The 15657-nt window shown below is 34.1% G+C and carries 13 protein-coding genes and 1 pseudogene; 1 reads left to right on the top strand and 13 read right to left on the bottom strand.

Translation table 11 applies throughout. From position 1 onward, the window contains the following. Positions 1 to 24: 24 nt before the first annotated feature. From N4A45_07720 to N4A45_07760, 9 genes are all read right to left on the bottom strand, one after another. Entirely contained in the window at positions 25 to 216 is a 192-nt protein-coding gene (locus tag N4A45_07720) for a hypothetical protein (GenBank protein ID MCT4665105.1), read from the bottom strand. 120 nt (positions 217 to 336) lie between these two features. Continuing rightward, positions 337 to 2058, bottom strand: coding sequence for a T9SS type A sorting domain-containing protein (locus tag N4A45_07725; GenBank protein MCT4665106.1), 1722 nt, complete (start codon positions 2056 to 2058; stop codon positions 337 to 339). Beyond that, the gene (locus N4A45_07730) at positions 2036 to 2323 is read right to left on the bottom strand and encodes a T9SS type A sorting domain-containing protein (GenBank protein MCT4665107.1); all 288 of its coding nucleotides are present in this window, start codon (positions 2321 to 2323) and stop codon (positions 2036 to 2038) included. The genes N4A45_07725 and N4A45_07730 overlap by 23 nt, the downstream gene beginning before the upstream one ends. A 26-nt stretch (positions 2324 to 2349) precedes the next feature. Next, positions 2350 to 2976, bottom strand: a complete 627-nt coding sequence (locus N4A45_07735; GenBank protein MCT4665108.1) for a T9SS type A sorting domain-containing protein — start codon at positions 2974 to 2976, stop codon at positions 2350 to 2352. Between the two features lie 280 nt (positions 2977 to 3256). After that, on the bottom strand, positions 3257 to 4498 hold the full coding sequence (locus N4A45_07740; GenBank protein ID MCT4665109.1) for a pyruvate dehydrogenase complex dihydrolipoamide acetyltransferase: 1242 nt from the start codon (positions 4496 to 4498) through the stop codon (positions 3257 to 3259). Between the two features lie 24 nt (positions 4499 to 4522). Continuing rightward, the gene (gene pdhA, locus N4A45_07745; GenBank protein ID MCT4665110.1) at positions 4523 to 5512 is read right to left on the bottom strand and encodes a pyruvate dehydrogenase (acetyl-transferring) E1 component subunit alpha; all 990 of its coding nucleotides are present in this window, start codon (positions 5510 to 5512) and stop codon (positions 4523 to 4525) included. Positions 5513 to 5725: 213 nt separating this feature from the next. Further along, a complete protein-coding gene (locus N4A45_07750) occupies positions 5726 to 6772 on the bottom strand; it encodes an imelysin family protein (protein MCT4665111.1) in 1047 nt (348 codons plus the stop codon). A 12-nt stretch (positions 6773 to 6784) separates the two neighbouring features. After that, the gene (locus N4A45_07755; protein ID MCT4665112.1) at positions 6785 to 8191 is read right to left on the bottom strand and encodes a thiol oxidoreductase; all 1407 of its coding nucleotides are present in this window, start codon (positions 8189 to 8191) and stop codon (positions 6785 to 6787) included. Between the two features lie 4 nt (positions 8192 to 8195). Continuing rightward, complete coding sequence (locus tag N4A45_07760) at positions 8196 to 9377, bottom strand: hypothetical protein (protein ID MCT4665113.1); 1182 nt, start codon at positions 9375 to 9377, stop codon at positions 8196 to 8198. 345 nt (positions 9378 to 9722) lie between these two features. Here N4A45_07760 and N4A45_07765 point away from each other — a divergent pair, with 345 nt between their 5' ends. After that, a complete protein-coding gene (locus N4A45_07765; GenBank protein MCT4665114.1) occupies positions 9723 to 10328 on the top strand; it encodes a DsbA family protein in 606 nt (201 codons plus the stop codon). A 52-nt stretch (positions 10329 to 10380) separates the two neighbouring features. On the opposite strand, the gene N4A45_07770 is transcribed toward N4A45_07765, so the two are convergent. The 4 genes and pseudogenes from N4A45_07770 to N4A45_07785 form a co-directional block, all read right to left on the bottom strand. Continuing rightward, entirely contained in the window at positions 10381 to 11196 is an 816-nt protein-coding gene (locus tag N4A45_07770; GenBank protein MCT4665115.1) for a hypothetical protein, read from the bottom strand. 111 nt (positions 11197 to 11307) lie between these two features. Next, on the bottom strand, positions 11308 to 13593 hold the full coding sequence (locus tag N4A45_07775; protein ID MCT4665116.1) for a DUF2357 domain-containing protein: 2286 nt from the start codon (positions 13591 to 13593) through the stop codon (positions 11308 to 11310). Between the two features lie 3 nt (positions 13594 to 13596). Next, positions 13597 to 15207 (bottom strand): DUF3578 domain-containing protein, encoded by a 1611-nt coding sequence (locus tag N4A45_07780; GenBank protein ID MCT4665117.1) that lies wholly within the window; start codon positions 15205 to 15207, stop codon positions 13597 to 13599. Positions 15208 to 15228: 21 nt separating this feature from the next. Continuing rightward, positions 15229 to 15432 (bottom strand): annotated as a pseudogene (locus tag N4A45_07785) (helix-turn-helix transcriptional regulator). Between the last annotated feature and the right edge of the window lie 225 nt (positions 15433 to 15657).

The following is a 15657-nucleotide window of genomic DNA, read 5'->3' on the forward strand; positions in this document are numbered from 1 at the left end:
ATTGCATACTGTTTCATAATCGAATTACATTTTCTTTTTTAATTTCTTTTTCGGGGTGTTTGCATTGTGTAACATCCCCCTACCCCCTTCAAAGGGGGATATTGCATACTGTTTCATAATCGAATTACTTTTCTTTTTTAATTTCTTTTTCGGGGTGTTTGCGTTGTGTAACATCCCCCTACCCCCTTCAAAGGGGGATATTGCATACTGTTTCATAATCGAATTACTTTTTTTTTTAATTTCTTTTTCGGGGTGTTTGCGTTGTGTAACATCCCCCTACCCCCCTTCAAAGGGGGATTTGTTTACTATGCTTCAATCGAATAACATTTCTTTTTCTCACCTCCTGACCACCGTATGACCAAAAGAGCTACCGCTGGGTAAAGTAATGGTAAAATAATACACTCCTCGGGATAAATGACCGATGGAGAGGCTATTGTTTTGATAGTTGGTTTGGTTCATCACGGTTCTTCCGCTGGCATCTACTACTTTGAAATCTAGATAATCGTATTCATGTTCAAAAAAGAGGGTGTGAGCATCTGATTGACAGACTTTTATGGTGCTTTTTTCGATATCTGCTACACTAAATGGATCTGTATAAGTGGTGGTGTCATCGGGGAGATCGATTACGCCTGGGATAAATCCTGTGGGGCAAAGGGTATCATAAGCATTGCTATCGGTTGTGGGAAATGCAAGGGGCTGATAAGTATGAGCATCTAAGATTTGAAACTCCGCCGTAAGCTGACCCACATCTTGTCTGTTGGCTCCTATCCATAAGCGTTCTTGGTTGTCTAATACGATCTCTGTGTTTAGGTAGTCATGAGTGGAGTCTATATAAACACTTTCAAAAGCTAAAGTATATGGATTGATTTCGAAGATTTCAATATAATAATCTCGGTATCCATTACTGGGGTTTATGGGTTTGGTGAAATCACAAACGGAAACACATAACAGATGGGTGCTGTCATTTTTCTTGATAACTTCATGAAAACCAAAACCATGATGTGGAGTATAGAATACAGTGTCTCTTAGTCTTTGACCTTGTTGATTAAGCACATAAAAATTAATAAGTTTCACATTCCTACTAAGTGTACTATTATACCATATTTTTTGACTAGAAAATAGATAAGTAGAGTCATCAATTGCATTAACTGTACGGGTTGTTCCTAACTCAAAAACTTCTGAATAATACTTATCAGGAGTTTTATATTCATCTTCCTCCCACTTATGGGTATAGGTCCATTCTACCTCACATTCATCATCCACCTTCATGGTAAAGGGTCTTAATGTAACCGTATTATTGGTATCGGATTGCACTTGGTTATAATAGGGAAAATGATAACCATCACCTGTCACAATAACACCTCCATCACTAGTGAATTCCATATCTGAAATATCCGCATTTTCAGGTGTTTCTAAATATTCATCCATCTGTTCTAACAAATCTCCATCACTATCAAATTTTTTAATATCTAATCGAACACCATAAGCTCCCTCAAAATACTTGTCTAAATAATTAAACGAAGGAACAATATAATGATGAATCCATATATTATCTTGATCATCCACGACTAAATTCCTGATGGGATCTGCCATCTTAATGGTATCATTCCATACGATAAGCTTGGTCCACTCTACCTCTCCACAGGTATTTATTTTTGCCATCACCCCATCTAAAGCATCGAAAGTTTTAGGAGCAAAAGGATTCCAATATTTATGGGTTTCACCTACTACGATTAGGTCACCATTGCTTAGTTCGGCTAAACCATTCATTAACAATGTATCTCCAATATTGGGGTTTATTTCCCACAGAAAATTTCCTTGGGCATCTAATTTTACTAGTTTTCCATCATCATTATGTGCTTGCCCCGTCGTAATAAAAGCCAAACCTCCATCATAGGTTTTAATAATTTTCCTAACACTTTTATATTGAGTAAAGTCCTTTTTATATACTTGAGCATTTAATTCTCCAACAAACAAAAGAAAAACACAACAAAGGGATTTTATCCCTTTGTTGTATATAAAACTTCCTAGGCTATTAATACACCACAAATTTTTCATAACATTGATTTTGATTGTTTTCATGAGTTTGTATGATATAAGCACCAGGGGTAAACTCAGAAACCGAAAGGGTTTCTACTCCTTTCTCTAGTGTACCACTTTTTAGAAGCTGTCCTTGGCTATTAAAAATTTGGTATTCTAAAACCTCGTTGGTGTTTATGATCAATAATTCCTTGTCTTGAGCAATATAGCTAATCTCGGTAATCCCGCTCACATCCTCTTCTGGGATTCCCACATAGGCTTTTTTTGTCTGTAATTGAGTCATATCGATCGTTTTGGGGTAAATGGAATTTACTCTTTATAAACTTTTCGGACGAAAATACCCTTTTCGTTTAAGAATCGAAGCAGATAATACCCTCTAGGTAAGAAAGAAACCTCCAATTTGGATTGATAGTTCCCTCGATAAACTTCTTTACCTTGAATATCAATTATGGTCATTTCCTTGAATAAATGAGGGCTACTTATTTGCAAAAAATCCCCAACTGGATTTTGTACAAAACCTTCAAAAACATTCCATTTAGGCAACCCAATTTTAAGGAAATTAATGGTATCAATCTCATGATAAACAATAGTATCCATAATATAAGAATCTATAGCAATACTATGAACATAGATATACTCTAGATCAGATGGCAAACTATCGTTAGGAATAAAGATAGAATCATTTATAAGAATTGGAAGAGCTGGGGAAAACCCTCCAACTTCATATTTCGCTTCTAACTTCATCTCCGTACTGCTCAACATAGAAAGCTCTCTTGTTCCAAATTTCGCCCCTTTATAGAAAAACCAATAATAAATCTTTAAGATATCTACCTCTTTTATTAACTGCTGCCCCGCATTACCCTCAAAATCGAGGGTTTGAGCGAAAGAGGAAATCGAAATAGATAATAGAAAAAGTGTAACTAATAATTTTTTCATAGTATTATCATTTTATGAAAAATAGCACTTGTAGCTAAATCTACCATACCCTAAAGATAAAACAAAAACCCCAAACCACCAAGCACAAAATACTCTAAATCAAAAGATAATACTCAAAAAAATCCTCAAACCCTACAAAATCTAGCGTGTAGGGTATTCATGTACTCGCCTGTATAATCCACATAAACAAGTCATAATTTCAACAAAAATCGGAATGGTAAACAAAAAAAGCCTTTCCGAAAAAATCAGAAAGGCTTTTTAATAATTATATTAAGAAAGACTATGCCAGCATGGTCACTGGGTTTTCTATATATTCTCTAAGGGTTTGTAAGAAAGCGGCTCCTGTGGCTCCGTCAACTGTACGGTGATCACAAGCTAGGGTTACTTTCATGGTGTTTCCTACAACAATGGCTCCGTTTTTTACTACGGGTTTTTCTACAATGGCTCCTACGGATAGGATGGCAGAGTTAGGTGCATTAATAATAGAAGTGAATTCTTGGATTCCGAACATTCCTAAATTAGAAATAGTGAAAGTAGAACCTTCCATTTCCTCTGGCTTTATTTTCTTATCTCTAGATCTTCCTGCGAGGTCTTTTACTTCAGCTCCTATTTCTGTCATAGGTTTATGATCAGCGTGTTTTACCACAGGTACTACCAATCCATCTGGAACGGCTACAGCTACTCCGATGTGGATATGCTTGTTGTAAAGCATGGCTGTTTCTGTCCATTGTGTATTCACTTGTGGATGTTTTCTTAGTGCCATGGCTGCTGCTTTTACCACCATATCATTAAAAGATACTTTGGTATCTGGCAAGCTGTTAATGGCTTTTCGAGCGGCAATCGCTCCATCCATATCTATTTCTATTCCAAGATAATAGTGTGGTGCCGAGAATTTTGACTCACCCAATCTTTTGGCAATCACTTTTCTCATTTGAGAATTGGCGATCTCTTCTACCCCTTCTTCCATTCCAGAATAAGACACCGTTGCCACTGCTTGTGCTGGCTGATAGAAATCGATATCTCTCTTAACGATTCTTCCTCCATCTCCTGTACCATTTACTTGGCTGAGATTGATTCCTTTTTCAGATGCCAATTTCTTTGCCAATGGAGAAGCTTTTACTCTTCCATCAAAAGATGGCATTTCTATATCAATTCTTTTTTCTTCAGCTACAGGCTTATTTACTACTGGGGCAGCTTTTGGAGCTTCAGTTGATGTTTCTTTTTTTTGCTCTTCTGCGGGTGCTGATGCCGAGAAATTATCAATCAAAGATTGGTATTCTTCTCCTTCTTCACCCAAAATAGCGATGATAGAATCTACAGGAACGGTTTCTCCTTCTTGAACACCTACATATAAGATAACTCCTTCTTGGAAAGATTCAAATTCCATCGTGGCTTTATCGGTTTCGATATCTGCCAATAAATCTCCTTCCTCTACTTTTTCTCCAACTTTTTTGTGCCATACTGCGAGTACCCCTTCTGTCATGGTATCGCTCAATCGAGGCATTTTAACAATCTCTGCCATTGTCTTTTCTTTTTGATGATTGTATTATAATCCCATATTATTCTCCGAATAAACATCTTGATAGAGTTCTTCTGGAGTAGGGAAAGGTGATTGCTCTCCAAATTCTACGCATTCTTTTACAAGATCTTTTACTCTTGTTTCTATGGCTTTGATTTCTTCTTCATTCACAGAGAAGTTTTCTACCAATTTATTTTTCACCTGCGTAATTGGATCGATTTTTTGATATTCAGCTACTTCGTCTTTTGTTCTATACTTTTGAGCATCAGACATTGAGTGTCCTTTAAAACGGTAGGTTTTGGCTTCAATAAATGTAGGACCTTCACCTGCCATAGCTCTATCATAGGCTTGTTGGTAAGCTTCAGTCATAGCTTCTACGCTCATTCCATCTGCTGGGTAACAAGGCATATCGTATCCTAGTCCTAGTTTCCAGATGTCGGTATGATTTGCTGTTCGTTCTACCGATGTTCCCATGGCATATCCGTTGTTCTCTACAACAAAAATAACTGGAAGTTTCCAAAGCATCGCCATATTGAAGGCTTCGTGTACGGCTCCTTGACGCACTGCTCCATCTCCCATATAACAGAAAGTAACTCCACCTGTTTCATTATATTTATCGGCGAAAGCCAAACCTGCACCTAGTGGTACTTGACCTCCAACGATTCCATGACCTCCAAAGAAATTATATTCTTTAGAAAACATGTGCATAGATCCTCCTTTTCCGCTTGAGCATCCTGTAGATTTCCCCATCAACTCAGCAATCATGTGCTTTGGGTGCATTCCCATTGCAATAGGCTGAACGTGATTTCTATAAGCGGTAATCATACGATCCTTTTTAGAATCCAACACCTGCATAGCTCCTGCCAATACGGCTTCCTGACCATTATAAAGGTGTAAAAATCCTCGGATTTTCTGTTGTATATAGAGTGCTCCTGCTTTATCTTCTAGCTTTCGCCAAAGTAGCATATCTTCATAAATCTGAAGATAGTTTTCTTTAGTAAATTCTTTTGTTGCCATATTTCGTTAAAATCGACTTTATACGCAAATCTAAAAAATGTTTATTAGAATAAATAATTATTTGATTGAATAATCAGGACAAACACATCATATTCCTTAGCAACCGAGATTCAATAAAACGCTTTCATTAATAATGAATGCTTAATTTAAAAAACGATACAGGTAACTTGTACGAAATTTTGATAGTCTGTCCTTATAAAGTCCATTCTAAATTTAATCACCATCCGTATCAGAAAAAGTGGGTGTGATATTCAATATACTAAGCATTTCTGTTTTTAGTAAAATCAATAAGTTCTTCCATTCTGTATAGAGTTTTGGATAAGCAGCATCGGTTAGAAGAAACTCATAAGCGGGTAGTTCTACTTGTTTTATCTGATTTTTGAGAACGGCTATTTGTTTCTTGATTTTTTCGTCTAAAACTTTTCCTTGGTCACCATAAGACTGTAAATAATCATCAAATCCTGTTGTTTTTCCTCCTAAATATACTTGCTCTACAAGTGTGATATTTTGCTCCATGATGGGAATAGAATATTTTGCAAAAATGGATTCAAGTTTGCTTAAATCTGTTTGTTCATATTTTACCAATGCCAAAGGAAAGCCTAATCGTTGGTTTTTGTTTTGATCCACTACTTCCAACAATCTATTTGCCAAAACAGGAACAGATTCTGTTACCGAAGTCCCTGTGGCTTTTAGGAATTTTGATTGATATTCTTGTTCCCAAACTTTTTGATGCTGGTCTATTGCTTTGATAATATTTTCAGAAATTCCCTGGATATAGTTCAATCGAATATCTGGCATGGGTAAAGAATTTTCCTCATAGTTAAACAAGAGAAATTCCATGGCAAAAAGTCCTTTTTGATCAGCTCCTCTTGTTTTTACCCAAGCTTGATCTATGAAATCACCAGAATTCAGATTGTTTACAAGCTTTATCGTGTCTATTTGCCAATAAGCGATTTCATTGGATTGGAGCGAATATTTCAGATTTTGAACCAAATAGAAATGGATTCCTTGCCAAGAAAGTATTTGCTTTTTCCAAGCCTCTTTTACACCTTGAAGAGTTTGGGAATTTTGCTGATTTTTAAATTCCGATATTTTCGCAGAAAGTTGGGTCTGATTCTTTTTAAAATCAACAAAAAAGTCATTGAGCAAACTGGCATTGGAATTCAAAATTTTTGCCTTTTCAAAACTGGGAGTAGGTTCATCCTCTCCGCCACAAGAAAATAGGAACACAGTAAGTAATAAAAAAAGATAATTTCGCATGGGTTTAAAACATTAAAGCGATTCAACAAAAGACAATAAAGCAACTCGATCTGTTTTACTAAGATTCATGAATTTTTCCTTTGGTTTTTCGGCTTCTCCACCGTGCCAAAGAATGGCTTCTTGAATATTTCTGGCTCTACCATCATGCAAAAGTAAGGAATGCCCATTCACGGTAGGAATTAATCCAATTCCCCAAAGTGGTTGAGTTCTCCATTCTTTTCCATTGGCTTTAAAATCTGGTCGATTATCTGCCAAACCTGCTCCCATGTCATGTAAAAGCAAATCGGTATAAGGTTTTATTTTGATGTCTTGCAAAACCGAAATCTTGTGGTTTGAGGTGGTAAAATTGTCTTTATGGCAACCTACACAATTGAGTTCAGCAAAGAGTTTTTTTCCTCTTTGTACTTTTTCGTCCTTGTAGTTTCTTCTTTGTGGTACGGCAAGTGTAGATGAATAAAGAATGGTTTGTTCTGCAAAATTATTATTGAGTTCAGGGTTTCCGCCTTCGGTAGCGTTTTGGCAATCTGTTTGACCGTCTGCACAGTTTTGATCAGGGTTGAGGTAGGAAGTAATTCCTATATCTCCTAAAAAAGCACCGAGTACTTGTTCTTCCATACTGGGCATATTGGATTTCCATCCAAATCTTCCGATTACTTCTTGTTTTTTACTTTTGCTCCAAACATAATTGGGTCTTCCCGAAATTCCATCTTTATCAAGATCATTAGGGTCGGCATTTTTTAGTAAATCGTCATCTGAAATAGCTTCCAGTAATCCCAATCCGATCATTTGCTGACCTACTCTACCTGAGGTCATCATATCGGTAGGGAAAGGACCATATTTTAAATCAGAAAATTGATATTCTGGTTTTCTTAGCGAATATTTTTCCCCATCAGGAAATGCTCCTAACACTTCTTTCCAGATAATTTCGAATTTTGCTTCTACGGGGACTCCGTTTATTGCCATATCTTGTAACTGTCCACCATAGTGTGGTACTGGTTTAGGCGAACCATTAGCAGTAGATCCTGGAACTGAGAGTCTGATTAAAAAACCCGTTTCTTTTTCTCCTTTGTGTAATGGAGGTCTTCCTCGTCCATCTTTAAAATGACAAGCTCCACAAGAACGGGCATTAAACAAAGGCCCTAAACCATCTCTGGCAGTAGTTGCGGCTGGAGCCGAAACCCAGTTATCTCTAAAAGCTGAATTTCCGACAAAGAAATTCAACTCATCCATTCCTGTTAGTTGAGGTATAGGATTTCCAAAGGCGTTTTGAGATTCATCTACAATAGTTGTTTTACCCGCCAAAAGATGTTCATCATTAGGCAAAGGTTCCACTATTGGTTCATCATCTGCACAAGACACAAAAAGCAGTGAGGAAAATATCCCCACTGCTATTTTTGTCAAATTGATATTTGAAATCATATATTTAGTCTTCTAATTCAGCAGTAAAGCTAATTCCAATTTTACTTGCAGATTCTACAAATAAATCTCCCAGTTCTTGTAAAGAAATAACGGCATCTGTAACTATTTTATTTCCAGAAGGATTTGAAGCAGAAATCAATTTATCAAATGGCTTATTAGCGTCAATTGCATTAACTAAGGTTCTGGTATTTGCTAAATGATTATCCACCTTTTTTCTAAGATCTGCATCTTTTTCGGCTACTAAATCTGCAATAGATTTTCCTTTTACACTCTTGTATGTTCCATTCCAAACATTGGCAATTCCTTCGAAATTAGTAACAATATCACGGTGTGTATTATCAGAAAAACAAGAATGTTCATCTTCTTGATCATTGTTTGAAAGTGCTACAAACATTCTTTCTCCTGCCAATTCTCCTTTTGCTAGTTTTCCGATTCCGTTAAAAATATCTGTTAAGGCATCTTTGTTAGACTGTGCCAAGAAAGCTTTACGTCCCCATCCATTGGCAACCCAAGCATCTACCACATATTTAAGATCTTTGATTAACTGATCCGTAATCAATGTAAGGTATTGCTTTCTTCTATCTGCAAGTTTATCTGTAGTATAATCAGCTAAAGGTCTTACTCCTGCCGCTGAGAAGTTTCCTCCTAAATTATGATCTTGTCCCCAAAGCAAAAATTCTATTGCGTGGTAACCTATTGAAATAGATTTTTCATCTACTGCTTCATTTTTATCAGCAATAGCATTTATATCCAATACAAAATTGGTATCGGCAATAAGTCCTTTGTTTTCTAATTTATGTGTCTGTGGATTATAAACATAATCAATATAACCTTCGTCCAAAGGCCAAGCATTTAAAGCTCCTTCAGGTCCTTTATCGTCATCAATAGGTCCTGCCCAAAAACGAAAGGCTTCAGATTGACCATAACTCTCTCTAGATTCTAACCATGCTTGTTTTGCTCCCATCATACTGCTTTCTGTTGGGTTTGAAACAAATGCTGTAATCGCTGTTTTCAACTTCATAGCATCGGCATGAGCATCTTGGTAATTTGCCAAAACGATAGATGCATAGTTCCCTGTTACATCTGTTTGATTAATTGAAGGAATTTCTACTTCATCTTTCGTACATGAAGCTACTATCAAAACTGTTGATAATACTCCTACTTTTAATACATTTTTGTAGTTCATCTAATTCTTCTTTTATTTAGACTGATTAAAGATTAGGCAAATATAATATTATCTTTATTTCAATGAATGTTTATTTTTAATTATTCTAAATAAAACAATCAACTATTTCGTAACTTCTTAAGTTAAAGCACCTAATTGCAAATTACTAGTTTGAACAATTCATTTCAGGACCTTTTATATAAATTTCATTACCTGATAATTCTTGTATGTACAATATTGGCTAATACTATAAATGGTATAACTTTGTGCAAACAAATCAGAACCATGAAAAAACAAGTCTTAACTATATTTTTGTGTATGATAAGTTTCTTTTCTTATGCACAAAAAAATCAAACAAAAAACACAATGAAACTCACTTATATTATGGATCCCCAATGTGGATGGTGCTATGGAAATAGTTCAAACATTTTAAAGCTTCAAGAAAAATTCGGTAAAGAAATTGAATTTGAAATTTTAGTAGGTGGAATGTGGCTAGGACAGGATGCACCCAAAGGCGGAGCAGAATTGAGCAGTTTTCTTAAAAATCATGCTCCCAGAATGTCACAAACGACGGGTGCAGAAGTATCCGAAGCTTATTATCAACTTGCCTTAGATTCTAGTTATTCTTTTAGTAGCTTAGAACCATCGGCTGCTTTAGTACTTTTTCTAGAACTTTATCCTAATAGAGTTTTTGAGTTTTCTCATAATATTCAAAAAGCATTATTTGTTCTCGGAAAACGTTTAGATCAAAAAGAAACCTACCAAGAAATTCTCCTGTCTATGGATATAGATTTCAAGGAATTTGAAAAAAAATGGATGACAGCAACTAATATTTCGGCTGCCAAGAAAATTTTCAACCAAGCCTCAAGTAAAGCTAGTGGATTTCCTACTGTACTTCTCAATAATCAACTACTCGTAGAAGGCTATTTTGATTATCATCAGGTAGAAAAAATCCTTGAACAGAAACTCTAAAAAAAAAAAATCTAAGGATTATTGAATCTTTTGATTTTTTAGTTTTAGATAATTAAAGTTTTTTATAAATACCTAGAGATAAAGCAGCTTTTTTGGGAACATTATTTCCTGAAAAAGCTCCTCCAAAACTTCCCACAAAACCAAGATTTGATTTTGTTTCATAAAGAACTTTTAGACCCCAACCAGAAAATGATTGGTCGTTTACATAGAGTGAAGAAAGTAGTTCATCCATGGTATGAGCACGATCACCATTTTTGAGAGAGACTAGACCGTCTAGAAACAGAATCAACCACACATTTTTAATTTTCCTTCCATATTCCCCACCTATTTTCACGTGAGAACTATAGTCGTTTGTTCTATAAATCATACCTGCAAATCCTTGTGCAAACCATTTAGAGTGCCCTTTACCGATAATCCCTAAAGCCGAGAATGCATGAGAATCATATCCTGTACGTAATCCTAAATTCCCCGTGCTATTCATATTGGAGCTATATTCTAATTGTCCACTAAACAAAAAATTCTTTTGATAGAAATTATGCTTGATTCCAATACTTGCATTTCCTAGGCTTGAAAGGTTTTCTTCTAAATCATTATTTTGATCCTTGAGAGAAACCATTTTAAAAGGAACACCAATTAAAAGTGTTATTTTATCCGTAATTCCATACTCACCATAGAGCTGTATGGTTTGATCAGAATAGGTTCTAGTAGTGGCTATTTCTTCAGATAAACCAAAGATTTTGTCATAATTATTGATAAAAGAGTATGATAAATTTATAAAGGCTTTATTCTTTTTCTGAGTCCAAGGACTCTGGGCAAAAACAGATACTGAAATAAAAAATAGAATCAATATAGCAATAGACTTTTTCATACTAAAATTTTAAATGGTTTATTCAAATATACCTTTTTCAAACCAAAAAACACTAGGCTTCTTTAAAATAGGTGGGTAACTGTTTTGGGGTTGTTTTTTTTTGGGGGTGGATTATTCGTCTTTTTTAACAGTTTTCATTAATTCCGTTAAGGTAACTGTAAATGGAAAAGCAGATGCTCGACCCGAACTGTAATTTTTCAATTCCTTAAAGTTCCATGTAACAGCTTCAAACTCTTCAGCAATAACTTTTTCAATTTCTATCACTAAATAATAATCTTGAGACGGATTAGGATATCCTTTTTTAATTAGATCTTCTTTTGAATAAACCCTAGGTCCCCTACTTGTAATTTTCCATAAATCTCCAGATGAATTTTCTTTGTGTGTGTGAAGTAGTAAATAGCTAGAAGAAACTGTCTCTTTATCTAAAATTAATGAACCGTTACCGGAACCCATCCTAAAATTATATTTTCCTTTCTTTATCCAATCATATTGCTTCTTAGTATTATAAAATCCAACTAAAACATAAGTTTCGTCTGGTATTAATTTTTGACTATTAACATATTCAGGAATTGGCTCATTTATGATATTCGGATTTTCATTTTCATGTATATCATATGACTTTGCAGCAATATTTTCTCGTTGAGAGGCTTGATTTAAAAAATGATTTAAAACTTCTTTTAAAAATCGTTCTAAGTATTTTGTTTCATTAGATTTTTCAGAAGGTTTTACAGAAAAAGCTCCTAGCCCAGGAAGAATTTCATGAAAACCTTTTAACTCTTTATTTGTATCTCCAGGATAGAGAACATAAGCTCCACTGGTTCTTCTAATAGCATCTTTATATGCATGCATTTTTAATAAATCTGCATTTTTATAAATTCCTTTTAGATTCTGTTTCTTCTCATCATTCAGTTGTTCATCATCTTTTTCTCCTTCAATTATTTGATGAATATTAGCTACTTTGTATTTTGCATCAAAATGAATATGTACAATTTGTTCTTTTGCTTCTGCTTCTTTTTCATTTAAAAAAGTAGGCCAAATAGATAAAGTGTAATCTGGTCTTAATGTAGTGGTCCAACTTCCCGATTTTGATAATTCTTTATTGGATGAAAAACTTCTGTTGTAGTTAAATCTAATGTTTAAATCTCTATGAGCTTTTGTGTAAACACCTTTGATGGCTGTAATTTTCCCTTGCTTTAATTGTAGGTTTAGATTGTTTGAATTAGAAGTAATTAATTTGTCTAATTCTTTAGCTTCTATTTCAAAAATAGATTGAATTACGTCTAACAATTTAAAGAATAACCAATATTCATAAAGTGTTGCAATATCTTTTTTACCTCCTTCATAAATATCTTCACCACCATCCCAAATTAGTTTTGCTGCCAAATCAAACTTTAGCCATACTTTTAATACTTCTCTATAGCCTTCTTTTTTTTGTAAAGTAGGGCTGTTTAATTTCAAAGTACTTGGTCTAGAAACTTCTTTAAATAAATAGTGTTGTAAATGATTCTCTAAAATTTCAACTAAGGAATTTGCTTCTTCCTGAAGTCGTTCACCTGCATTAGGATGATTAGCTATGTCAAAACAAAACTTAGCAAAAGTCTCTAAAGCATGTTTTATAAATCTGTTTTCTGAGGTATCTACACTTTCTGTTTTTCTACTACTGTTTATTTTGGTTGCAATAGAAGTCAATTGCGAAGAGTATAGAGGATGATTAACCGAAAGTTTTGTTCTGTTATTCCCGTGTATTAATTGTTTTATTTCTTTGTTCTTAAAACGCTTTAAACTTCTAACATCCTTTATTTCTAGTTCTTCTTTCCATTTTGTGGTTGGAGAACTAATGATTCGATGAATGGCTTCTTCAAATTCTTCGGAATTGATGATTGATTTAACAAATACAAATCGCTGATATAAAGTTTTGTTATCTGTTTCGAAATCTGTCTCAAAAGAATGACTAACAGGAGCATTGGCCTGTAAAACTAAATCAGTACACTTTTCGGTAATACTGTTTAGCATATATTGGTAATCTTTTCGGTAACTTGTTTTGGTAGATTGTACCTCCAGTTTTATTTCATGTTTATTTTCTGGCGTATCAATATGATAAACTTCTAAACTAAGAGTACCAACATAAATATTGGGAGAAATAGTGCCAATGTGCTGTTGCCCTTTTCTTGTTCTTGATTTAACGATACTTTTATGATTTCTACAAACCAATCTAAAGTTCGGATCTGTAAAAGAATAATCGTAAAAACAACCTTCCTTTATTTGGTTTTGAGGCTCATTCTCATAGAATCTATCCTTATCAATAAAAATATCAGATTCCTTTTTGGCATCAATATTTAAAAATAAATCCTCTTGAATGCACGATAAATTATATGCTATGTATTTATCTTCTACCATTGTTTAAGCTTCAGCATAACTAGCAAAACCGTTGTCTAAAGCTCCTTTATACATTCGTGTAATTTTTTCTAGAGACAATGGGTACTTTACCTTTTCCGGCTCTTGATAATTGATGTTTTCTTGATTCTCTAAAAATTCTTTTTTAACATCATCTACAATATCCTTTACACAAAAGCTAGCAAGGGTTTCTAAAACGGGACACAATTTACGTCTAGAGCCATGTAATTTTGGTAATAGTTTTTGCATAATAGCAATGTCTATTTTTTCATTTTCTTCCACAGAGTTATCTATTACAGATATTTGTTTAAATAGTCTGTGAATTTCCATAGCTGTTCTATAACCAAATTCAGCTCCAGATTTCTGTAATTGAATAAAGAATTTTTTTAATGACTCATTTAAAGTGTCTGTATTTGTATTTTCAAAAGCTTTATTCTTGGCCATTTCTACAAAGGCTTCTGCCATATTTGCTCCTTTGTTTTCTAGTTCGCTTAAATCAATTTCTTTAGGTTCTTTTAAGAAATTTGATATTTCCTCTTCTGAGACTCTAAATTCTATAACGTTAGCTCTGTCTAGTACTTTAGGGCTAAACATATAAGTGGTTTCATCTATATTAACCGTACCTACTATAAATAGATTTTTCGGCCAACTTAATTCATGAGGAACTCCCGACTTTTCTTGTTCTTTGTCAGAATGTAATTTGAATTGATCCTTAGATTCCATGACACTTAAAAAGTCTGCAAAGTAACGTTCTACATGACTCAAGTTCATTTCGTCTAAGATTAAGAAATAAGGCTTGTTTTTATTCTCCTCTTTATTAGCTTCGATTATTAGCTGCAAAGCTCCATTTTCTGGTAAAATATACTCCGTAGGATTTAATGCATTTACATAACCCAATAAAGGTTCTCTATTGGTCCAATCTGCTCCAACTGGTACAATTTTAAATTGCATATCAGATTCAGAAATCCATTGCGCAAAACTTTGTGCCAATTTTGTTTTTCCAGAACCTGATAAACCACTTAATAGTACAAAAGGTTTGGTTGCTAATGCGGAAATATATCGTGTGATGAGTTGTTTGGAATAGGTGAGGTTTGCCGATTTTGTTGATTTTTGGAAAGAAATTAAATCCATTTTTACTGACTGTATCTTATTATAATCATGAAATTTAGTAGTAACCAAATTATATTCTCTTATAATTTCATTTAAATCATTATCCAAGATTTTATTATTAGGAAGATCATTAATGTCATAAGTTTTGAACACGAAAGAATCTCCATATCTATCAGGTTTACCTAAGGAATTATTACTAAAATATTCTTTAATTGTAATAGGTTCCTTAAGTTTCCAATTAAGTTGAGGTTTATTAGTCTCACTTACTCCATAAGCCAAAATGAGTTGATTAATTTTTTTAAAAAATAAATATACAGGATAAATTCCATTACTTGTAGTGAAAGGATTTTTGGTAAAAGAAATCCATGGAACTTTTGCAAATCCCCCTTGTCCAAAACTTACTTTAACTTTAGTTCCTTTATATTCTTTTAAATAATCTCTGTATTTTAAGGATTTCTTGATCTTTGCTTGATCTATGAACTTTTTTAATTCAGAGCTGAAATTCATCAAATCTTTACTCATTCTCTTTTTCTTCTTTACTAATAATTCAGCAGCATCAATATTTAGGATATCTGCTAGTTTGTATAAGTCCTCTAAGCTTGGTTGCCTTTTATTTCTGGCATATTCATTAATGGTTGTATAACGTTCCCCCATTTTTTCAGCTAGCCAAGTTTGACTAATACCTTTACTTTTTAAAACTTCCTTTAATTTGGTCGTTTCTAAGTGGCGAATATCTCGTGCTAAATTTAATAAAAACTCATAAGAAATAGTGGTATTGTTCATGTTTATTTAGACACACTTTTCTGGAAGGTATAAGCATTTTTGTTCTATCAAAAACCCACTACTTCCCCCAAAAAAAGGCACAAAAAAACCCTTTCTATTTCTAGAAAGGGTTTCTTTTTGTAAGAATGGCGGCGACATACTCTCCCACTTACGTAGTACCATCTGCGCTAGTGG

This window comes from Flavobacteriales bacterium (assembly GCA_025210805.1).
Lineage (GTDB): Bacteria > Bacteroidota > Bacteroidia > Flavobacteriales > CAJXXR01 > JAOAQX01.

Excerpts from the sequence above, each read along its gene's own strand:
- N4A45_07720 (MCT4665105.1), bottom strand. The coding sequence starts at position 216 with ATGAAACAGTATGCAATATCCCCCTTTGAAGGGGGTAGGGGGATGTTA.
- N4A45_07725 (MCT4665106.1), bottom strand. The coding sequence starts at position 2,058 with ATGAAAAATTTGTGGTGTATTAATAGCCTAGGAAGTTTTATATACAAC.
- N4A45_07730 (MCT4665107.1), bottom strand. The coding sequence starts at position 2,323 with ATGACTCAATTACAGACAAAAAAAGCCTATGTGGGAATCCCAGAAGAG.
- N4A45_07735 (MCT4665108.1), bottom strand. The coding sequence starts at position 2,976 with ATGAAAAAATTATTAGTTACACTTTTTCTATTATCTATTTCGATTTCC.
- N4A45_07740 (MCT4665109.1), bottom strand. The coding sequence starts at position 4,498 with ATGGCAGAGATTGTTAAAATGCCTCGATTGAGCGATACCATGACAGAA.
- pdhA (MCT4665110.1), bottom strand. The coding sequence starts at position 5,512 with ATGGCAACAAAAGAATTTACTAAAGAAAACTATCTTCAGATTTATGAA.
- N4A45_07750 (MCT4665111.1), bottom strand. The coding sequence starts at position 6,772 with ATGCGAAATTATCTTTTTTTATTACTTACTGTGTTCCTATTTTCTTGT.
- N4A45_07755 (MCT4665112.1), bottom strand. The coding sequence starts at position 8,191 with ATGATTTCAAATATCAATTTGACAAAAATAGCAGTGGGGATATTTTCC.
- N4A45_07760 (MCT4665113.1), bottom strand. The coding sequence starts at position 9,377 with ATGAACTACAAAAATGTATTAAAAGTAGGAGTATTATCAACAGTTTTG.
- N4A45_07765 (MCT4665114.1), top strand. The coding sequence starts at position 9,723 with ATGAAACTCACTTATATTATGGATCCCCAATGTGGATGGTGCTATGGA.
- N4A45_07770 (MCT4665115.1), bottom strand. The coding sequence starts at position 11,196 with ATGAAAAAGTCTATTGCTATATTGATTCTATTTTTTATTTCAGTATCT.
- N4A45_07775 (MCT4665116.1), bottom strand. The coding sequence starts at position 13,593 with ATGGTAGAAGATAAATACATAGCATATAATTTATCGTGCATTCAAGAG.
- N4A45_07780 (MCT4665117.1), bottom strand. The coding sequence starts at position 15,207 with ATGAATTTCAGCTCTGAATTAAAAAAGTTCATAGATCAAGCAAAGATC.